Origin of the sequence: Microbacterium telephonicum (assembly GCF_003651225.1) — a bacterium.
GTDB classification, from domain to species: Bacteria; Actinomycetota; Actinomycetes; order Actinomycetales; family Microbacteriaceae; genus Microbacterium; species Microbacterium telephonicum.
The window spans coordinates 50714-69332 of sequence record NZ_RCDB01000004.1 but is presented as its reverse complement, the minus strand read 5'-3'; the positions used below and the strand labels follow the sequence as shown (position 1 = coordinate 69332).

Here is an 18619-nt window from a genome sequence, read left to right as displayed (position 1 = left end):
CGCCGATCCACCGAACGCCGCTCAGACCGCGGCGCCCGGCGGATTGTCGTCGGGGTGCAGGACGGTGACCAGCGAGAAGGACTCGCCGTCCCGGTCTGGTCCGCGCTCCTTGAACTCCTGTAGCAGGCCGTACAGCCGGTCCCGCAGCTCGTCGAGGTGCTCGGCGTTCAGCCGCAGGCCCAGCCACGTCGTGTCGATCGACTCCGGATCGAGCCCCTCCATCTGCTGCCGCATCGTCTCCAGCAGCACGATGGACTGGTTCGGCATCCGCGGGGCGCGCCACGACAGCCCCGTCGCCCTGTAGGGCACCTCGCGCGCCCCGCGTGCGCCGACCCGCTCGTCCTGCGCCGCGAGCAGTCCCACCTCGACGAGGGTGCGCACGTGGTGCAGCATCGTGCCGGGGTTGACCCCGAGCAGCTCCGCGATCTCCTTGTTCGTGCGGGCGTCGAACGCGCACAGACGGAGGACGCGCAGCCGCAGCGGCGAGCTGAGCGCGCGGGCCAGCGCCTGCGCCCGCGCGTCGTCGTCGGTGTCGGCGGCCGCTGCGTCGGCGGATGCCGTGGGGTCGCCGGTGACGGTCGGGTCGGCATCCGCGAGGCTCATCGCCCCACCGTATCGAAGTGATTGGCAGACTTCAATCACTTACGCCATACTGATCGACATGTCCCAATCGCTCGAGGATGCGGCCGCGCCCGCCGACACCGCACCGCGCTCGTTGTGGCACGACCGCAACTTCCTCACGATGTGGGGCGGCCAGGCCCTCAGTCAGTTCGGCGCACAGATCACCGAGCTCGCCCTGCCGGTGCTCGCCGTGCTGATCCTGCACGCGACCGAGTTCGAGGTCGGTCTGCTCAACGCCGCCGGAACGGCCGCGTTCCTCATCGTCGGGTTGCCCGCCGGCGCCTGGATCGACCGGATGCGCAAGCGCCACGTGATGATCGTCGCCGACGGCGTACGGGCCGTCGCGCTCGCGATGCTGCCGCTGCTGTGGTGGCTCGGCGTGCTGCAGGTGTGGCACATGCTCGTCGTCGCCCTGGTCATGGGCGTCGCGACCGTGTTCTTCGACGTGTCGTACCAGTCGATCGTGCCCTCGCTCGTGCCGAGCCGGCAGATCGCCGAGGCCAACGGCAAGCTCGAATCGACGGCGCAGATCGCCGGCATCGTCGGCCCCGCCGCGGGCGGGTGGCTCATCGCGGTCATCACCGCGCCGTTCGCGCTGCTGGCGACGGCGGCGACCTACGTCGTCTCGCTCGGCGCGCTCTCGGTCACCCGCGACCGCGAGGTGCCCGCCGAACCCGGAACGCACGACCCCCTCGTGCGTTCGGTGCGCGAGGGCCTGGCCTGGGTGTTCGGCAACCCGTACCTGCGGCTGATCGTCGGCACGACGACGGTGTCGAACTTCTTCAGCACGGTGACCTTCACGCTGCTGCCGCTGCTCGTGCTGCGGACCCTCGGACTTGGCCCCGAGATGATGGGCGCCATCTTCGCCGCCGGGTCGGTCGGCGGCCTGCTGGGCGCCATGGCCACGCCGCACATCTCGCGGTGGATCGGCGAGGCCCGGTCGATCCCCGTCTCGGCGATCGGTTTCTCGCTCGTCGCGCTGCTCATCCCCGCCGCGGCGGGCGCGGGGGCGTTCGCGGTGCCGATCCTGCTCGCGCAGAGCTTCCTCGGCTCGTTCTTCGTGCTGCTGTACAACATCACGCAGGTGACGTTCCGTCAGCGCATCACCCCGCCGCGACTGCTGGGCCGTATGAACGCGTCGATCCGCTTCTGTGTGTGGGGCGTCATGCCACTCGCGGCGCTCGCCGCCGGCGCGCTCGGCGAGACCCTCGGCATCGTCCCGACCATGTGGATCGGCGCGATCGGCGCGCTGCTGTCGGCGCTGTTCGTGCTGCGCCGCCGCTTCCTCACGCGCGAGCTGCCCGCCCCCGCGGTCTGACGCCCCGAGCGCCGGCTACTCCTCGCGGGCCTCGCGGCGGCCGCGCAGGATGCCGGCGACGGCGACGGCCAGGGTCGCGAACCAGGCGGCCGAGGCGATCAGCATCCCGGCGGTGAAGAAGGGGACGACGGCCTCGGGCGACATCCCGGTCCAGACCGCGAGCGCGGGCCGGAGCGGACCGCCGTCGCCGGCATCCGGGATGGTGATGGACACGAGCAGCAGCGCGACCCACTGCACGATCATCGCGATGCCATAGATCACGCGCACCGTGCGGCCACGGCGGGCGATCGGGTCGAACAGCGCGAGCACGGGCGGCAGGAGCAGCAACAGGATGACGATCGGGCCGTAGAGGAACCCGAGCACGCCCATCCAGCCCATCTCGGCGCCGACGAATCCGCGTCCGAGGAACACCCAGATCGGCAGCAGCACGGCGAGCACCCACTGGAGCACGAACACGGGCCGGCCGAACGAGGCGATGCGCATGCCCCGAGCGTAGCGGCGCGCTCGGGCGCCCTCCGGGCGAACCGACGGCGAGAAACCACCTCCCGCGCGAGAAACACATGGCGCAGGTGTTTCTCGGCGCACGGCGGGTTTCTCGCACTCACCCGCTGCGCCGATGCACAGTCGACGTAGATCGGCAACCACCGTTCGCGAACGCGCCGACGGCGGATAGCCTGCCCGGATGAGCGCACGGATCATCGGCATCGGCACGGCCGTCCCGCCCACCGTCCTCCCGCAGGGCGACGTCCGCGACCTGTTCGCGGGCCAGCCCGGGACGAACCGGCTGACCGCCCGGCTCATCGGCGCCGCGTTCGACCACTCCGACATCGACACCCGGCACAGCGTGCTGTCCGAACTCGCCGCGGACGGCGGCGCCGCCGGGTCGGCGTTCGTCGAGTCTGGATCGCGTCGCATCCTGCAGCCGCCCACCGGCGCGCGCAACGCCGTCTACGCCCGGGAGGCGCCCGGCCTGTTCGCCGCCGCCGCGCGCGACGCCCTCGACCGCGCAGGGGTGGAGACGGCCGCCGTCACCCACGTCGTCACCGCGTCGTGCACCGGCTTCTTCGCCCCGGGCCCGGAGTTCCGCCTCATGCGCGACCTCGGGCTGGACTCGACCGTGCCGCGCGAGCACCTCGGCTTCATGGGCTGCGCCGCAGCGCTCCCCGCCCTGCGCTCCGCCGCGCGCATCTGCGCGGCCGATCCGACGGCGGTCGTGCTGGTCGTGTGCGCCGAGATCTGCACGATCCACCTGCGCCCCTCCGACGACCCCGATCAGATCGTGTCGTCGGCCGTCTTCGCCGACGGCGCCGCGGCGGCGATCGTCACCGCCAGCGCCCCCGTCGGGCCCGCACCGCACCTCGAGCTCGACGGCTTCGCCACCGCGACGACGGAGGAGGGCGAATCGGACATGGCGTGGACCATCGGCGACTCCGGCTTCGAGATGACCCTCACGGCCGAGGTGCCCCGCATCATCGGACGCGAGGTGCGCGAGGCGCTCGCCCCGCTGCAGGATGCCGCAGGCACCATCGACACGTGGGCCGTGCACCCGGGCGGCCGCAGCATCCTCGACCGGGTCGAGAGCGCGTTCGCGCTCCCCGCTGCGGCGCTCGCCCCCTCCCGCGACGTGCTGCGCCGCTACGGCAACATGTCGTCGGCGACGGTGCTGTTCATCCTGCAGCGGGTGCTCGCCGACACCACGGCGCGCGACGGGTCGCGGGTGCTCGCCCTCGCCTTCGCGCCGGGCCTCACCGTCGAGTCGGCCCTGCTCACGCTGCGCACCCCCGCGGCGACGCCGGAGGGCTCGTCGCAGCACACGCCGGAGATCGCTGCCACGGCCGCGACCGTCGCGGCGCCCACCCGATGACGCCCCTCGCGCAGCGCGACGACACGCTGCGCGAAATCATGGACGACCCGGACTGCGACCCGGTGCGTCTGCGCCGCACCCTCGAACGGTTCTCGCTCGTCAACCGGCTCGTCGCGGGCTGGGGCACGGTCTACCGCACCCGCATCGCACCGGCGCTGCGGGCGGCGCCCGGCCCGGTGCGGATCCTCGACATCGGCTGCGGCGGCGGCGACGTGCTGCGGATGCTGGTGCGGCGGGCCCGACGGGACGGCTTCGATGCGACGGGCCTCGGCGTCGACCCCGACGAGCGCGGCCTCGCCGTCGCGTGCGCGACGCCGGCATCCGGAGTGACGTACCGGGCGGCGCGGAGCGCGGACCTCGTCGCGGCGGGCGAGCGCTTCGACGTCGTCGTGTCGAACCACGTGCTGCACCACCTGTCGGCGTCGGAGATGACGACGCTGCTCGACGACTCGATGCGGCTGACGCGTCGGATCGCGCTGCACTCCGACATCGCGCGCTCGCCGCTCGCATACGCCCTGTATGCGGCGGGGATCACCCCGCTCGCCCCCGGCACGTTCCTGCGCACCGACGGTCTGCGCTCGATCCGCCGCAGCCGCACCGCCGCCGAGTTCGCCGCCCTGCGCCTGCCCGAGTGGACGGTCTCGCGGCCGGTGCCGTTCCGCGTGCTGCTGACACACGCCGTCGTCTCCGCGCGCGACCTCCCCGCCGCCGGCGCGCGCACGCACGGCGAGGCCACGCCGTGACCGTCGTCGTCGTCGGGGCTGGGCCCGTCGGCGTGCTGCTGGCCGCCGAGCTGAGCCGCCACGGCACTCCGGTGCGCCTGCTCGAGCGCCGCACCACGCTGCGGTCCGGATCCCGCGCGGTGGGCGTGCACGCGACGGCCCTCGCGGCGATGGAGGCGTCGGGGGTGACCGAACGGCTCCTCGCCGAGGCACGCCTCGTGCGCGAGGGTGAGGCGCGCTCCCGCGGACGGTCGCTCGGCGTCGTGAGGTTCGACCGCCTCGCGATGCGGCATCCGTACGTCGCGACGCTGCCGCAGTCGGCGACCGAGGCCGCCCTCGCCGACGCGGCCCGCGCGTGGGGCGCGCCCGAGGCCGAAACGGGGAGCGAGGTCCGCGCGATCCGCGTCGACGGCGCCCATCCGCGGGTCGAACTCGTCGGCGGCGCGACGCTGTCGGCGACGGCGGTGGTCGTCGCGGGCGGCGGTCGCGCCCGCTCCCTGCATCCGACGCGGGCGCGGGTGCGGGCCTACCCCGATCGCTACCTGATGACGGATGCCGCCGACGCCGGTCCGGACGGCGACCGCGCCGTCGTGCACCTCGATCCGTCGGGCGTACTCGAGTCGTTCCCGCTGCCGGGGGGCAGGCGCCGCTACGTCGCCTGGATGCCGACCCTCACGGGCGACGGACCCGCCGAGTCGCGAGACCCCGCGGCGGACGGTGCCCGACTGCGGGAGGCGGTCGCGCGCCGCACCGGCTCGGCCGCCGCGGCCGATGCCGTGACCGTCGCGAGCGCGTTCGGTGTGCGCCGCGCCGTCGTGGCGACGCCGCGCGTGGGATCCGTCCTCGCGATCGGGGACGCGGCCCACGAGGTGAGCCCGATCGGCGGGCAGGGGATGAACCTGGGGCTGATCGATGCGGTGACCCTCGCGCCGCTGCTGTCTCGGTGGGTTCGAGAGGGCGAGCCGCCGGCCGGGCTCGATCGCTGGGTGCGCGAACGACGTCGGGCGGCGCTGCGCTCGGCCCGGATCGCCGCGCTCAACACACGGCTCGGCCGCCCGTTCACGCTCGCCGTGCGTCCGACCGCCGTACGCGCCGCACTGGCCCTGCCCACGGAGCGGCTACTCACGCACGCCTACGCGATGGGGTTCGACCCCGCCGCTTCCGGCTTCAGGACTGCACGCTGACACCCGTCACGGCGAGTTGGAGGGCCAGCAGCAGCGCGGCGCCCATGACGAGCCGGAAGACCGTGCGATCGGGCCGCCGGAGGGCGCGCGCGAGGCCGACTGCGGCGAGCACCGAGACGAGCCCGAAGGCGACGATGCCGAGCGGTGGAACGCTGCCGGCCACGACGATCGGCCCGATCAGCACCGCAAGGGCGCCGACCTCGACGGCGACGAAGGCGGTGACCGCGGATGCCGCGCTCCCCAGCCGGTGGGGCAGTCCGCGCACGCCGGTCGCCGCATCGTCGTCGAGGTCGGGCAGCACGTTGGAGAAGTGCACCGCGGCACCGAGAGCGGCACCGGCGATCCACGCCCAGGGCGCGGCGAACCCGGGAGCGGGGGCGGCGAGGGTCGCGAGCGACGGGAACAGCCCGAAGCTGACGACGAACGGTGCGACGGAGAAGGCCGTGCGCTTGAGCGCGACGTTGTAGCTCCAGGCCGACACGAGCGTGATCAGGTGCACGACGAGGAACGGCCATCCCAGCAGGGCCGACAGCACGAGGGTGACGACGACGGCGACGACGGCCGCCGCCCACACCCCGCGTGCCGAGATCTCGCCCCGCGCGATCGGCTTGTCGGCACGCCCGACCGCCGTGTCGCGCCGCGCGTCGACGGCGTCGTTGGACCAACCGACGCAGAGCTGACCCGCGAACACCGCGGCCGCCAGCAGAGCGAGGCGCCCGGCATCCAGCCCGGCGGAGATCCCCAGGATCACCGCCAGCACGGTCACGACGAGCGTGGGACCGGGATGACTCGACCGCCAGAGCGCGCCCGGAACCGAGAAGAGGGCGGCGCGCATGACCCGAGCGTAGTCGGGCCATGCGCGCCGTCGGAGGGATGCCGGAGACGCGAGAAACCACTCCGCGCGCGAGAAACACGTGCAGCACGTGTTTCTCGGCGTCGAAGTGGTTTCTCGATGCGGGCACCCGGCGCCCAGACGGCTCAGGCGCCGGCGGAGGTCAGCACCAGGGCGCTGCCGTCGGCGGCCACGTCGACCCGCACGAGGTCGCCGTCGTGCACCCCGCCGGAGAGGATCGCCATCGCGAGGCGGTCCTGGATCTCGGACTGGATGAGGCGGCGCAACGGGCGCGCACCGAACACCGGGTCGTAGCCGCGGTCGGCGAGCCAGGCACGCGCGTCGGGGGTGACGGCGAGCGTGAGGCGGCGGTCCTTCAGACGCCGCTGCAGCGCGTCGACCGAGAGCTCGACGATCTGGGCGAGGTCGTCGTGCGAGAGCGCCTGGAACATGACGATGTCGTCGAGCCGGTTCAGGAACTCCGGTCGGAACGCCTGCCGCAGCAGCACCTGCACCTGCTCGCGCTTCTCGTCCTGCGACAGCATCGGGTCGATGAGGATCGGCGAGCCGAGGTTCGAGGTGAGGATCAGGATGACGTTGCGGAAATCGACCGTGCGCCCCTGGCCGTCGGTCAGCCGGCCATCGTCCATGACCTGCAGCAGTACGTCGAAGACCTCGGGATGCGCCTTCTCGACCTCGTCGAGCAACACCACCGAGTAGGGCCGGCGGCGCACCGCCTCGGTCAACTGACCGCCCTGCTCGTACCCGACGTACCCGGGAGGGGCGCCGACCAGACGCGAGACGGAGTGCTTCTCGCCGTACTCGCTCATGTCGATGCGCACCATGGCGTGCTCGTCGTCGAAGAGGAACTCGGCGAGCGCCTTGGCCAGCTCAGTCTTTCCGACCCCGGTGGGGCCGAGGAACAGGAACGAGCCGGTCGGCCGGTTCGGGTCGCTGATGCCCGCCCGCGAGCGGCGCACCGCGTCAGACACCGCCTTGACGGCATCCTTCTGTCCGATGAGTCGCTTGCCGAGCTCGGCCTCGAGATGAACGAGCTTCTCGCTCTCGCCCTGCAGCAGGCGTCCGACCGGGATGCCGGTCCACGCGGCGATGACGGCGGCGATGTCCTCGTCGGTCACCTGTTCGTTGACCATCCGCTCCTCGGCGGGGGCCTCTTCGGCGCGTTCGGCATCCCTCAGCTGCTCCTGCAGCCGCTTGATGGTCTCGTACTCGAGCTTCGACGCCTTCGCGTAGTCGGCTTCGCGCAGCGCCCGGTCGCGCTCGGTGAGCGCCTCGTCGAGCCGCTTCTTGAGGTCGCCGACGCGGTTGAGCGACGTACGCTCGCGCTCCCAGCGCGCCTCGAGCTGCGCGAGCGTCGCCTCGGCGGCGCCCATCTGCTCGCGGAGCTTGCCGAGTCGCTCCTTCGACGCGTCGTCTTTCTCCTTCTTCAGCGCCAGCTCCTCCAAGCGCATGCGGTCGACCTGACGCTTGAGCTCGTCGATCTCGACGGGCGAGCTGTCGATCTCCATCTTCAGGCGGCTCATGGCCTCGTCGATCAGGTCGATGGCCTTGTCGGGCAGCTGCCGGCTCGGGATGTAGCGGTTGGAGAGGGAGGCCGCCGCCACGAGTGCGCCGTCGGTGATCGTCACGCCGTGGTGGGCTTCGTAGCGGCCCTTGAGTCCGCGGAGGATCGCGATCGTGTCTTCGACGCTCGGCTCGCCGACGTACACCTGCTGGAAGCGGCGTTCGAGGGCGGCGTCCTTCTCGATGAACTCGCGGTACTCGTCGAGCGTCGTGGCGCCGATGAGGCGCAGCTCGCCGCGCGCGAGCATCGGCTTGAGCATGTTGGATGCGGCGACCGAGCCCTCGCCGCCGCCGGCGCCCATGAGGGTGTGCAGCTCGTCGATGAAGGTGATGACGCGTCCGTCGGACTCGGTGATCTCCTTGAGGACGCTCTTCAGACGCTCTTCGAACTGTCCGCGGTACATCGCACCGGCGACCAGCGCGGAGATGTCGAGGGAGACGAGCTCCTTGTCTTTGAGCGATTCGGCGACGTCGCCCGCGACGATGCGCTGCGCGAGGCCCTCCACGACGGCGGTCTTGCCGACGCCGGGTTCGCCGATGAGGACGGGGTTGTTCTTGGTGCGGCGGGTGAGCACCTGACTGACGCGGCGGATCTCGCCGTCACGGCCGATCACGGGGTCGAGCTTGCCCTGGCGGGCGCGGTCGGTGAGGTTGATCCCGAACTGCTCGAGGGCGCTCTTCTGCTCCTCCTGCCCGGGCTGGGGTTGTGCGTTCATGTGTTCTCCTGAAAGTGTCCGGCTCAAAGTTGAGCCTGTTGGACTCAAGTTTACAACAGCCCGACTATGAGGGCAACGCAGACATGGGCAGCGCTCCCCATCGTCTGCACGAGGCACCCCCTTAGCTGGACCCGTGCCCGATCTCAGCGTCAACACGGAGATCGCGTCCAAGGGCAGTGTCGTGATCGCCGAGTTCGGACGCGGCACGTCGACGAGGTCGGCGAGCGCGGTCACGGGGCGTTCGATTTAGAGGTCGAGCAGCGCGGCGGCGCCCGACCCGACGACGACGGCCACGACGAGTCCGAGCGAGGCGATGGGGGTGGGCTGCAGCAGCAGGATGACGAGCACGGTGATCGCGCCGACGATGACCGCGGCGAGATTCCACTGGGGCACGTGCAGCAGGAGGTCGACCGTCTTCACGATGCGGTTCGGCCCCTGCGCATCGAACCCCGTGAAGTTCGAGAGCTGCCCGAGCACGATGTTCACCCCGACGGCGGTGACGAATCCGGTCGTCACCGCGGTGGGGACGAACGAGACGAGGCGCCCCGCCCGCAGGATCCCGGCGAGCACCATGATCACGCCGGTCATCATCGCGAGGGTGTACAGCGCCCGGTCGGGGTCGGGCCGGGCGCCCGTCAGGCGGCGGATTCCTCCGCCGTGACGGTGCAGGTGAAGCGGGCCCGGTAGGCGGTGGGGGTCAGACCCAGCGTGCGGGCGAAGTTCTGGCGCAGCACGGCGGCGGAGCCGAAGCCGGACGCGTGCGCGATGGCATCCAGGCCCAGGTCGGTCTGCTCCAGCATCCGCTGGGCGTGGATGATGCGCTGGCGCCCGAGCCACGCCGCCGGCGTCGTGCCGTGATCCGCCTTGAAGCGGCGCGCGAACGTGCGCGGCGACATGTGGGCCCGCGCGGCGAGCAGGTCGACCGAGAGATCGAGGTCGAGGTTCTCCAGCATCCAGTCGGTCACGGGAGACAGCGACAGCGACGTCGACACCGGCAGCGGGGCCGCGATGAACTGCGCCTGGCCGCCGTCGCGCTGCGGCGGCACGACCATGCGCCGCGCGATCTGGTTGGTCATCTCGGCGCCGAGCTCGAGACGCAGCAGGTGCAGGCATGCATCGATGCCCGCGGCGGTGCCGGCGCTCGTGATGATGCGGCCGTCCTGCACGTAGAGCACGTCGGGGTCGACGTCGATCTGCGGATACATGCGCGCCATCGTGTCGGCGTACCGCCAGTGCGTCGTCGCGCGGCGGCCGTCGAGCACGCCCGCCGCGGCGACGGCGAACGATCCGCTGCACACCGTCAGCACCCAGGCGCCGCGGTCGACGGCGCGGCGGATCACCTCGCACACCCGCTCGTCCACGCTGTCCCACGACGTCCGCGGGATGGGCGTGACCACGACGAGGTCTGCCTCGTCGGCGAACGCGAGATCGGCGTCGACGTTGATCGAGAACCCGATGTTGCTGGGCACTGCGCCGGGATCGGGCGTCACGATGCGGAAGTCGAAGTTCGGGATGCCGTCGTCGCTGCGGTCGAGGCCGAACGCCTCGCAGGCGAGACCGAACTCGAACGGGGCGAACCCGGGCTGGACGACGCACGCGACGGTCTTCATGGCAGGAATGCTACACGAAGCGGCAGTCCTGCCACTCGTGGCAGTACGGATGCCGTACGTAGCGTTTCTGCCATGATCACCGTCATCGTCCTCACGCTGCTCCTCGCGGGTGTCGCGGCCGTCGGCACGGTCCGCGCGCTCTTCACCGACGGCTACCGCCGCGTCCCCACCGACCCCTCGCGCATCCCCTGACCGCTGGCCGCTTCGGGCGTTTCGCCTCGCTGCGCTCGCCCAACGACCGGGAGGGGTGCACTCACCCACCGGTCGTTGAGCGAGGAGTGCAGCGACGAGTCGAAACGCCCCGAACGCGTCAGCGGGCGAGCGAGGTGACCGTGTCGAGCAGGATGCCGGCCGAGCGCGTCCACGTGAAGCGCGAGATGTGCGCGGTTCCCGCGGCGACGACCTCGGCGAGCCGCGCCGGGTCGTCGAGCGAGCGCACCGCGTCGGCGACGGACTCGGGCGAGTCCGGGTCGACGTAGAGCGCACCGGCGCCGGCGACCTCGCGGAAGATCGGCATGTCGGTGACGACGGCGGGCACGCCGAGGGCGAGCGCCTCGGCGACCGGCAGGCCGTAGCCCTCGTCGCGACTGGTCGTCACGAGCACGGCCCGGTCGGCCAGGGCGGCCGCGTACTCGGCATCCGTCACCCCGCCGTGGAAGACGACGTCGCCGTCGCCGGCCAGCGCCGCCAGTTCCGCGCGCCGCTCGGGTGAGATGCGCGAGAGCAGGTGCAGCGTGCGCCCGGGCAGCAGCCGCATCGCGCGCACGAGGGTCTCGACGTTCTTGTAGGGCATGAACGAGCCCATGTAGACGAGGTTCCGTGCCCCCGGCACGACGTCGACGCCGTACGCCGCGAGCTGCTGCGGCGCGTTCGGGATGACGACGACCGGTCGCTTGGTCAGCCGCACCTCGGCGAACTGGGCGGCGGAGGTGTCGGAGACGGTGGCGACGGCATCCGCGGCGTTCAGCGTGACCCGCTGCGGGACGTACGAGAGGTGGAACAGGCGCCAGCCGATCCGCACGTACCAGGGCAGATCGCGCGGCGGCGTGCGATGCCGGTAGTAGATCATGTCGTGCAGCGTCAGGATGAGGCCGAAGCGGCGCCCCGCCGAGCCGATCGTCTGCATGGGCGAGAACAGCACATCGGGTCGGAACCGGTTCAGGATCAGCGCCGAGAACGGCTCCTGCCACGCGGTCGGCGCGTGGATCTTGAGCACCGTCGCGCCGGCCGGCAGCAGCGGCACCTGCCGGTCATCGAAGACGAGGAACACGACCTGCACTCCGCGCGCAGGTGCTTCGGCCGCGACGGCGGCCGCGAGCTCGGCGGAGTAGCGGCTGATGCCGTCGTGGAACTCCCAGCGGATGTAGCGCGCGTCGAACAGCAGGCGCATGGCGACCTCGCTCTCAGGCGTCCAGCGGCTCGCCGCGGTAGAGCTTCTCGAACGTGTCGAGCGTCTTCTCGATGTCGTGGATCTCGACGCCCTGCAGCGACGCCTGCTGCATCCCCAGATAGTCCTCGGGCGAGGCCGTGAGCACCCGGCGCAGCTTGTCGGCGAGGTCGTCGACGTCGCCGGGCTCGAAGAGGTAGCCGTTGACGCCGTCGTTGATCAGGTGCGGCAGGGCGACGGCGTTCGCGCCGACGACGGGCAGACCGGAGGCCATCGCCTCCATCGTCACGATCGACTGCAGTTCGGCGATCGAGGCGATCGCGAACACGTCGGCCTTCGAGTACGAGGCGCGCAGTTCGGCCTCGTCGACGCGGCCGTGGAAGGTGACGCGGTCGTTCAGTCCCAGCTTCTGCGTCCACTGCTCGAGGGCGCGGCGCTGGTCGCCGCCGCCGACGATGTCGAACGTGATGTCGGGCAGCTCGGGCGCGAGCTTCGCGACCGCCTGCAGCACCACTTCGACGTGCTTCTCGGTCGTGAGCCGTCCGACGAACAGCACGCGCGAGTGCGCCCGGGGCGCGAGGTCGGGCGTGTAGTTGCGCTTGTCGATGCCGCAGCTGATCGGGATGACGCCGTCGATGTCGATCGTCGCCTCGAGGAATTCGGCGGCCTTGCGCGTCGGGGTCGTCACGGCGCGCGACATGTCGAACGTGCGCTTGGCGTCCTCCCACGCGAGCTTGACGACGACCTTGTCCAGCAGCGGCGGGAGGGTCGTGAAGTCGAGGATGTTCTCGGCCATGACGTGGTTGGTCGCGACGACCGGGATGCCGCGCTGGTGCGCGATGCGGGTGAGGCCCCGTCCGATGACGATGTGCGACTGGCTGTGCACGACGTCGGGTTTCACGGCCGACAGAACCTTGCGGGCGTAGTGCTTGCTGCGCCACGGCCACACGAAACGCAGCCAGTCGTGCGGGTACCAGCGCACGCCGGGCAGCCGATGCACGGTGAGGTCCTGGTCTTCGATGTGCTCGGTGAACACGCCGTGGTTGCGGTGGCCCACGCTCGGGGTGACGACATGCACGTCGTGGCCGCGGCCGGCCAGGCCCGCGGCCAGACGCTCGGCGAAGCGGGCGGCGCCGTTGACGTCGGGGGCGAACGTGTCCGCGCCGATGACGATCGTGAGCGGTCGATGTCCGCCGGAAGGATGCGGCTCAGGTGTCGCGGTGGGAGTCACGGGGTGGTGGCTGCCTATCTCTGCGGCGTGCTCGGCGGGGATGCGCGCCGACTCCCGCCAACTCTACCCGAGGGCCTCACGACGGCCCGGGAGCGCGATGGGCGCGTGGGCTCACCCGCTCGGGGCGAGCGTTCACCGGATCGCCATTCCCCCGGCGACGTTCGGGTTCTTCGTGGACTGGACCGCATCGACCGGCGAGTCGGGCACCGTCAGGCTTCCCGCGAACGGCACCCCGGTCAGCCCGCTCGACTCGGCCGGCAACCCGATCACGTTCCGGGAAGCAGGGAACGTTCCTCGTCGCCAAGGACTTCGTCGGCATCGATCCGGCGCTCCTCCCGAGGGGGACGACGTTCACGATCGACTGCACCGCGCGGCTCCCGCTGGGCACGGTCGAGACGGGCTCGTTCCAGATCCCGGCCGACGGCACGCCGACCGGTCCGGGGCGCACCTTCCCCGTCGGCACCTTCATCCAGGCCACCGAAGTGACCCCGGATCCTGCGAGCCTGCCGCCCGGCTACGAGTGGGCAGGCACCACCTGGAGCCCGCGGTCCTACGGGTTCATCCGCGATTACACCGATCCGACGTTCGTCCCCACTGTCACGGTGATCAACTCGGTCGAGCAGTTCACCCGGTACGCCGTGACCAAGACTGTCGCGGGCAACGCCGCCTCGACGGTCCCCGCCGGCACCGTCTTCTCCGGCCACGCCTGGCTCGACGGCGATCGACACGGCCACCGACTACGTGCACGTTGCGTTCTACATCGTGGGCTGGGACGACACGACCCGCGGGTTCTTCGCCGCGATGGAGCGCGCGGTCGCGCGCGGTGTCACGGTGCGCCTGCTCGCCGACCACATCGCGTCGCGCAAGATCCCCGGCGCCGACGCCACCTTCGCCGAGCTCGACCGCATCGGCGTCGCGTGGGCCTGGATGCTGCCGGTGCAGCCTCTGAAGGGCAAGTACCAGCGCCCTGACCTGCGCAACCACCGCAAGCTCGTCGTCGTCGACGGCCGCGTCGCCTTCATGGGCTCGCAGAACCTCATCGCCCGCGACTACGACTCGGAGAAGAACCGCAAGCGCAGCCTCATGTGGCAGGAACTCGTCACGCGCATCGAGGGCCGGCGGTGGCACAGGTCGACGTCGTCTTCCTCTCCGACTGGCTCATCGAGACCGGCGAGGAGCTGCTCGGCGAGCACCGGCCCCCGGCGGCGACCCCGGCATCCGGCGACCTTCTCTGCCAGCTCGTCCCCAGCGGTCCCGCGTACACGACCGAGAACAACCTGCGGCTGTTCTTGTCACTCATCCACGGCGCGACCGAGCGCGTGATCATCAACGCCGAGATGTCGATGATGGTGCGCGGCCGCAGCTTCGTCGCCGCGATGCGCGAGGTCGAGCAGCACTACCGCGATGCCGGCCGTGAACTGACACTCGAGGAGTGGCGGCGGGGGCCCGCGAAGGCGACGTTCCTCGACGGTGTCGCCCGGCTCACGTCCGCGCTGAACTGAACGACGACGCGCCTGCCCGGCCTCTCAGTCCTTGACGGTGGGCAGGCGTCGACGCGTCCACGAACCGAGGATGTGCGCGGCCATCGCGGCTCGGGCACGCGCGGCATCGCCGTCGACGATCGCCGCGAGGATCTCGTCATGCTCGGCGAGTGTCGTCTCGAAGGCGTGCTCGGGATCGATCCCCTGGTAGCGCGCGCTCTCGACGGCGCGCTCGAGCAGCACGAGCGCGATGTTCTGGGCGAGCAGATTGCCCGACATCTCCATCACGACGTGGTGGAAGGCCACATCGGCTTCACGAAACGCGTCGCCGTCGTCGATCACCTCGCGCTGGCGGTCGAGACTCGAACGCAGCCGCGCACCGCTTTCATCGGTGGCGGCGGATGCAGCTGCAGCGGCCATCTCGGCCTCGACGGCGCTGCGCACGACCGACAGGTCGTCGAGGATGCCGAGCGTGTCGTCGTGGCCGATAAGTGAGCGCAGCACCATCGGGTCGAGCAGGTTCCAGGAGGTCATGGGGTTGACGTGCGTCCCCCGCCCCTGCGCGACCGTGACCATGCCCTTCTCCTGGAGTCGCTTCATCGACTCGCGGATGACCGTCCGACTCACGCCGAACTGCGTGCTCAGCACGGCTTCGGGCGGCAGCACCTCACCCGGGGTGACGCGGCCCGAGACGATCGACTCGACCAGTTCGGCGAGCACGGCGGCACCGATCCGATCGATCGGCGCTCGTGCGATCGACCGCTCGGCGGCAGCGCTGGCATCCGTCATGGACGCCACTCTAGGTGCTGTCGTCGCGGAGGTAGTAGCAACCCTCGCAAATCGGCATACATGTGATGTATGCTGTTTCTGTTTCACCAGGCTTCGACGATCAAGGGCGATATGAAGATCACTGGATACCGCACCGTGCGGACCTCCCACGACTGGGGGCGACCCGTCGGTGACGCCAACGGGTTCATCGGCTCCGGCGTGACCGAGCTCACCGTCGTCATCCTCGAGACCGACGCCGGCATCGAGGGGATCGGCATGGGGATGGCGCACGATCTCGACCGCCTCTTCCCCGCACTCGAAGGTCGCGACCCGCGATCGGTCACCGCGCTGTACGACGCGATGCTCGCGCGGGTCTTCAAGTCGGGGCACGGCGGGGCCACGTTCGGTGGCATCGCCGCGTTCGACAGCGCCCTCTGGGACATCAAGGCCAAGGCTGCGGGCGAGCCGCTGTGGCGTCTGCTCGGTGCCGCCGACCGCTTCGTCCCCGGCTATGCCTCCGGCCTCGACATCGCCCTCGACGATACCCAGCTCGCCGCCTTCTACGACACCATGGCCGCTCGCGGTTTCACGAGCGGCAAGCTCAAGGGCGGCCGCGACCTCGTGACCGACCTGCGTCGCCTCGATGTGCTCGAGGGCGCCCTGGCGGTCAACACGCCCCGCCCCGCCCTCATGCTCGACGTCAACGAATCCTGGAACCTCAAGCAGGCCGTGCGGTATATCAGCGCGATCGAGGAGAAGCGCGATCTCACCTGGATCGAGGAGCCTCTCCGGCGCTGGGACGCCGCCGGCCACGCGCGCCTGTCCGCCGCGGTGCGCGCCGCCGTCGCCACCGGCGAGAACCTCACCGGCCTGGAGCAGTACACCCCCCTGCTCGACGCCCACGCGGTGGACATCGTGCAGGCCGGAGCGGTGTGGGGCATCACACACTTCCTCCGCCTCGCCACCGTCGCCCACAGTCACGCGCTTCCCGTCAGCCCGGTGGGCCTCACCGCGAACTACGCCGTCGCCGCGGCGGCCGCGGCCGTGCCGAATCACCTCTCCGCCGAGATCCAAGACCTGGGCGCTCCCCTCGGCGTCGTCCTCGACCAGGAGATCGCCGACGGGGGCGTCGTGCTCGGCGACGAGCCGGGTGCCGGCATCCGGCTCGACGAAGCCGCCATCGACGCGGCGCGCAGCAGTGACGACTGGCAGACCCCGGCCGGCCCGCACGTGCGCTCGGCGCGTGCCGGGCTGCGCCTGGTCTCCGACGACGCCTGGGAGGCGTGATGCAGATCCGGCCCGGGCTCCACCGCATCCAAGCGCCGCTGGGCGAGCGGTTCATCGCGATGTACCTGCTCGAGGGGCCGGCGGGAGCCGTGCTGTTCGACACCGGCGTCGCCGAGAGCGTCCCCGGCACCCTGCTGCCTTACCTCGAGCAGATCGGGTTCAACCTCTCGCGGCTGCGCTGGGTCGTCAGCTCGCACTGCGACTTCGACCACACCGGCGGCAACGCCGCGCTGGCCGCCGCCGCTCCGCACGTCGAGTTCCTCGCCGGCGCGGCCGACGTCGCGATGACCGAGGATGTCGAGACGCTCATCCGCGGGCGCTACGGCGAGTTCGCCGACGACGACGGATTCGACGACCCTGCGGAGACGACGGCGCTCGTGCGCGCGTCGACCGCGCTCGTCGCCGTCGACCGGGCCCTGCACGGCGGAGAGCGGTTCGACCTCGGGGATCGCGTCGTGCACGTGCTCGCCGTGCCCGGACACTCTCCCGGTCATCTCGCCCTGTGGGACCCGCGGAATCGTGCTCTCGTGATCTCCGATGCCGTCCTCGGGGTGACCGTCCCGACCGCGGAAGGCGACCCCGCTTTCCCCCCGACCTACCGGGACACGAACGCCTACGTCGAGTCGATCGCGGCGCTGCGCGCTCTGGATGCGGAGCTGCTCCTCACCGCGCACTACCCGGTCTATGAAGGTGAGGCCGTCGCCGCCTTCCTCGACGAGTCGCTCGGCTACACACTGCGGATCGACACCGTCATCGAGGCGGCGCTGCGGGCCGCCGCCGCTCCGCTGACGACCCTCGACGTGATCGATCGCACCCACGCCGAGCTCGGCCCGTGGGGCGAGGGCGCGCGCGAGTACCTGATCTTCCCGATGACGGGCAACCTCGAACGGTTCGTCGAGGCGGGCAGCGTCGCCGTCGGTCGCCGCGACGGTCGGCGCACCTGGGAGTGGGTCCGATGAGCCGCGTCCGCCTCGGCGCGATCGGCGCCGGCTGGTGGGCCACCAGCAACCACTTCCCCCTCTTCGCCGCACGCGACGACGTCGAGATGGTGGGCGTGTGCGGACTGGGACCCGACCTTCCCGGCATCCGTGACCGGTTCGGGTTCGGATTCGCGACCGAGGACGCCGACGAGCTGCTGGACGCCGGACTCGATGCCGTCGTCATCTCCACGCCGCACGACCTGCACCATCCCCTCGCGGCAAAGGCGCTCGAGCGGGGCCTCCACGTGCTGTGCGAGAAGCCGATGACCCTGCGGGCCGACGAGGCGTGGGACCTCGCCGCGCGGGTCGAGCAGGCCGGCACCGTCTTCCTCGTGCCCTACGGCTGGAACTACAAGCCGTTCACCGTGGCGGCCAAGCGGATGCTGGATGCCGGCCGCATCGGCGAGATCCAGTACGCGCTGTGCCACATGGCCTCCCCCACCCGCGGGCTGTTCGGCAGCGACCCCACCCACATGCTCGAGCGGTGGAACTCGGCGACCGCGCCGAACCCCACCACCTGGTCGAGCCCCGCGCACGGCGGCGGGTACGCGCACGGGCAGATCACGCACTCCTCCGCGCTGCTGTTCTGGCTGACCGGGCTGCGCGCGGCATCCGTCTCCGGCCGCGTCATCGGAGCCGGGTCGCCGGTCGACCTGTTCGACGCGGGCGTCATCCGGTTCGACGGCGGCGCACTCGGCTCGCTGTCGGGCGCGGCGACCCTCGCCGACGGCGACAAGTACCAGGTCGACATCCGCCTCTTCGGCACGGAGGGCGTGCTGATGATCGACGTCGAACGCGAACGCGTGAGCCTCAGCCGATACGACGGCGAGCGCGAGGACGTCGCCATCACGCCGGGCGAGGGCGAGTACGAATGCCTCATCCCGCCGGCACGTTTCATCGACCTCATCACCGGCGCGTGCGCCGAGAACAACTCGACCGTCGACGTCGCCGCCCGCTCCGTCGAACTCATCGACGCCCTGCTGCGCTCCTCGGCGCAGGACGGCGTCGAGGTCGCCGTCCACTGATCGTCCCCA

At 71.3% G+C, this 18619-nt stretch carries 17 protein-coding genes and 2 pseudogenes; 10 read left to right on the top strand and 9 right to left on the bottom strand.

Going from position 1 to position 18619, the window contains the following annotated elements; genetic code table 11:
• Positions 1-21 precede the first annotated feature (21 nt).
• Positions 22-603: an ArsR/SmtB family transcription factor gene (locus C7474_RS13800; protein ID WP_121060910.1), complete on the bottom strand. Its 582-nt coding sequence runs from the start codon at positions 601-603 to the stop codon at positions 22-24.
• Positions 604-661: 58 nt separating this feature from the next.
• On the opposite strand from C7474_RS13800, the gene C7474_RS13795 reads away from it, so the two are divergent.
• Positions 662-1939, top strand: coding sequence for an MFS transporter (locus C7474_RS13795; protein ID WP_121060908.1), 1278 nt, complete (start codon positions 662-664; stop codon positions 1937-1939).
• 15 nt (positions 1940-1954) lie between these two features.
• Here the strand turns inward: C7474_RS13795 and C7474_RS13790 are convergent, their stop codons facing one another.
• Positions 1955-2422 carry a hypothetical protein gene (locus C7474_RS13790; RefSeq protein ID WP_121060906.1) on the bottom strand — a complete coding sequence of 156 codons (468 nt, stop codon included), beginning with the start codon at positions 2420-2422 and terminating at the stop codon, positions 1955-1957.
• A 199-nt stretch (positions 2423-2621) separates the two neighbouring features.
• On the opposite strand from C7474_RS13790, the gene C7474_RS13785 reads away from it, so the two are divergent.
• Genes C7474_RS13785 through C7474_RS13775 form a run of 3 tightly spaced genes read left to right on the top strand, consistent with a single transcriptional unit; the run spans position 2622 to position 5709 of the window.
• Positions 2622-3803 carry a type III polyketide synthase gene (locus tag C7474_RS13785; protein ID WP_121060904.1) on the top strand — a complete coding sequence of 394 codons (1182 nt, stop codon included), beginning with the start codon at positions 2622-2624 and terminating at the stop codon, positions 3801-3803.
• Positions 3800-4546 (top strand): methyltransferase domain-containing protein, encoded by a 747-nt coding sequence (locus tag C7474_RS13780; RefSeq protein ID WP_121060903.1) that lies wholly within the window; start codon positions 3800-3802, stop codon positions 4544-4546. The genes C7474_RS13785 and C7474_RS13780 overlap by 4 nt, the downstream gene beginning before the upstream one ends.
• Positions 4435-5709 carry an FAD-dependent monooxygenase gene (locus C7474_RS13775; RefSeq protein ID WP_121060900.1) on the top strand — a complete coding sequence of 425 codons (1275 nt, stop codon included), beginning with the start codon at positions 4435-4437 and terminating at the stop codon, positions 5707-5709. Before C7474_RS13780 ends, C7474_RS13775 begins: the two co-directional genes overlap by 112 nt.
• Here C7474_RS13775 and C7474_RS13770 read toward each other — a convergent pair.
• The 6 genes from C7474_RS13770 to C7474_RS13745 form a co-directional block, all read right to left on the bottom strand.
• Positions 5693-6544, bottom strand: a complete 852-nt coding sequence (locus tag C7474_RS13770; RefSeq protein ID WP_121060899.1) for a UbiA family prenyltransferase — start codon at positions 6542-6544, stop codon at positions 5693-5695. The two genes, C7474_RS13775 and C7474_RS13770, sit on opposite strands and share 17 nt — an antisense overlap.
• Positions 6545-6687: 143 nt before the next feature.
• Positions 6688-8841, bottom strand: coding sequence for an ATP-dependent Clp protease ATP-binding subunit (locus C7474_RS13765; protein ID WP_121060897.1), 2154 nt, complete (start codon positions 8839-8841; stop codon positions 6688-6690).
• 246 nt (positions 8842-9087) lie between these two features.
• On the bottom strand, positions 9088-9447 hold the full coding sequence (locus tag C7474_RS13760) for a SulP family inorganic anion transporter (protein ID WP_277870610.1): 360 nt from the start codon (positions 9445-9447) through the stop codon (positions 9088-9090).
• Positions 9448-9476: 29 nt separating this feature from the next.
• Positions 9477-10451, bottom strand: coding sequence for a GlxA family transcriptional regulator (locus C7474_RS13755; RefSeq protein WP_121060893.1), 975 nt, complete (start codon positions 10449-10451; stop codon positions 9477-9479).
• Between the two features lie 310 nt (positions 10452-10761).
• Positions 10762-11841 (bottom strand): glycosyltransferase family 4 protein, encoded by a 1080-nt coding sequence (locus C7474_RS13750; RefSeq protein WP_121060891.1) that lies wholly within the window; start codon positions 11839-11841, stop codon positions 10762-10764.
• Between the two features lie 13 nt (positions 11842-11854).
• A complete protein-coding gene (locus tag C7474_RS13745) occupies positions 11855-13069 on the bottom strand; it encodes a glycosyltransferase (protein WP_121060889.1) in 1215 nt (404 codons plus the stop codon).
• Between C7474_RS13745 and C7474_RS15515 the strand changes: the two are divergent.
• The 3 genes and pseudogenes from C7474_RS15515 to C7474_RS15340 form a co-directional block, all read left to right on the top strand.
• Positions 13051-13674: pseudogene (locus C7474_RS15515) on the top strand (hypothetical protein); the annotation flags it as partial. The gene C7474_RS13745 and the pseudogene C7474_RS15515 overlap by 19 nt on opposite strands.
• A 136-nt stretch (positions 13675-13810) precedes the next feature.
• Positions 13811-14077, top strand: a pseudogene (locus tag C7474_RS15345) (phospholipase D-like domain-containing protein); the annotation flags it as partial.
• A gap of 113 nt (positions 14078-14190) precedes the next feature.
• Positions 14191-14571 (top strand): phospholipase D-like domain-containing protein, encoded by a 381-nt coding sequence (locus C7474_RS15340; protein WP_241965292.1) that lies wholly within the window; start codon positions 14191-14193, stop codon positions 14569-14571.
• Between the two features lie 24 nt (positions 14572-14595).
• Here the strand turns inward: C7474_RS15340 and C7474_RS13735 are convergent, their stop codons facing one another.
• A complete protein-coding gene (locus C7474_RS13735) occupies positions 14596-15339 on the bottom strand; it encodes a FadR/GntR family transcriptional regulator (protein WP_121060887.1) in 744 nt (247 codons plus the stop codon).
• Positions 15340-15450: 111 nt separating this feature from the next.
• Between C7474_RS13735 and C7474_RS13730 the strand changes: the two genes are divergently transcribed.
• Genes C7474_RS13730 through C7474_RS13720 form a run of 3 tightly spaced genes read left to right on the top strand, consistent with a single transcriptional unit; the run spans position 15451 to position 18610 of the window.
• Positions 15451-16605 (top strand): mandelate racemase/muconate lactonizing enzyme family protein, encoded by a 1155-nt coding sequence (locus tag C7474_RS13730; protein ID WP_121060885.1) that lies wholly within the window; start codon positions 15451-15453, stop codon positions 16603-16605.
• Positions 16605-17564: an MBL fold metallo-hydrolase gene (locus C7474_RS13725; protein WP_147436727.1), complete on the top strand. Its 960-nt coding sequence runs from the start codon at positions 16605-16607 to the stop codon at positions 17562-17564. The genes C7474_RS13730 and C7474_RS13725 overlap by 1 nt, the downstream gene beginning before the upstream one ends.
• Entirely contained in the window at positions 17561-18610 is a 1050-nt protein-coding gene (locus C7474_RS13720) for a Gfo/Idh/MocA family protein (RefSeq protein ID WP_121060881.1), read from the top strand. The genes C7474_RS13725 and C7474_RS13720 overlap by 4 nt, the downstream gene beginning before the upstream one ends.
• Positions 18611-18619 lie beyond the last annotated feature (9 nt).

Excerpts from the sequence above, each read along its gene's own strand:
- C7474_RS13730 (WP_121060885.1), top strand. The coding sequence starts at position 15,451 with ATGAAGATCACTGGATACCGCACCGTGCGGACCTCCCACGACTGGGGG.
- C7474_RS13785 (WP_121060904.1), top strand. The coding sequence starts at position 2,622 with ATGAGCGCACGGATCATCGGCATCGGCACGGCCGTCCCGCCCACCGTC.
- C7474_RS13720 (WP_121060881.1), top strand. The coding sequence starts at position 17,561 with ATGAGCCGCGTCCGCCTCGGCGCGATCGGCGCCGGCTGGTGGGCCACC.
- C7474_RS13750 (WP_121060891.1), bottom strand. The coding sequence starts at position 11,841 with ATGCGCCTGCTGTTCGACGCGCGCTACATCCGCTGGGAGTTCCACGAC.
- C7474_RS13765 (WP_121060897.1), bottom strand. The coding sequence starts at position 8,841 with ATGAACGCACAACCCCAGCCCGGGCAGGAGGAGCAGAAGAGCGCCCTC.
- C7474_RS13755 (WP_121060893.1), bottom strand. The coding sequence starts at position 10,451 with ATGAAGACCGTCGCGTGCGTCGTCCAGCCCGGGTTCGCCCCGTTCGAG.
- C7474_RS13725 (WP_147436727.1), top strand. The coding sequence starts at position 16,605 with ATGCAGATCCGGCCCGGGCTCCACCGCATCCAAGCGCCGCTGGGCGAG.
- C7474_RS13770 (WP_121060899.1), bottom strand. The coding sequence starts at position 6,544 with ATGCGCGCCGCCCTCTTCTCGGTTCCGGGCGCGCTCTGGCGGTCGAGT.
- C7474_RS13800 (WP_121060910.1), bottom strand. The coding sequence starts at position 603 with ATGAGCCTCGCGGATGCCGACCCGACCGTCACCGGCGACCCCACGGCA.
- C7474_RS13780 (WP_121060903.1), top strand. The coding sequence starts at position 3,800 with ATGACGCCCCTCGCGCAGCGCGACGACACGCTGCGCGAAATCATGGAC.
- C7474_RS13735 (WP_121060887.1), bottom strand. The coding sequence starts at position 15,339 with ATGACGGATGCCAGCGCTGCCGCCGAGCGGTCGATCGCACGAGCGCCG.
- C7474_RS13790 (WP_121060906.1), bottom strand. The coding sequence starts at position 2,422 with ATGCGCATCGCCTCGTTCGGCCGGCCCGTGTTCGTGCTCCAGTGGGTG.
- C7474_RS13795 (WP_121060908.1), top strand. The coding sequence starts at position 662 with ATGTCCCAATCGCTCGAGGATGCGGCCGCGCCCGCCGACACCGCACCG.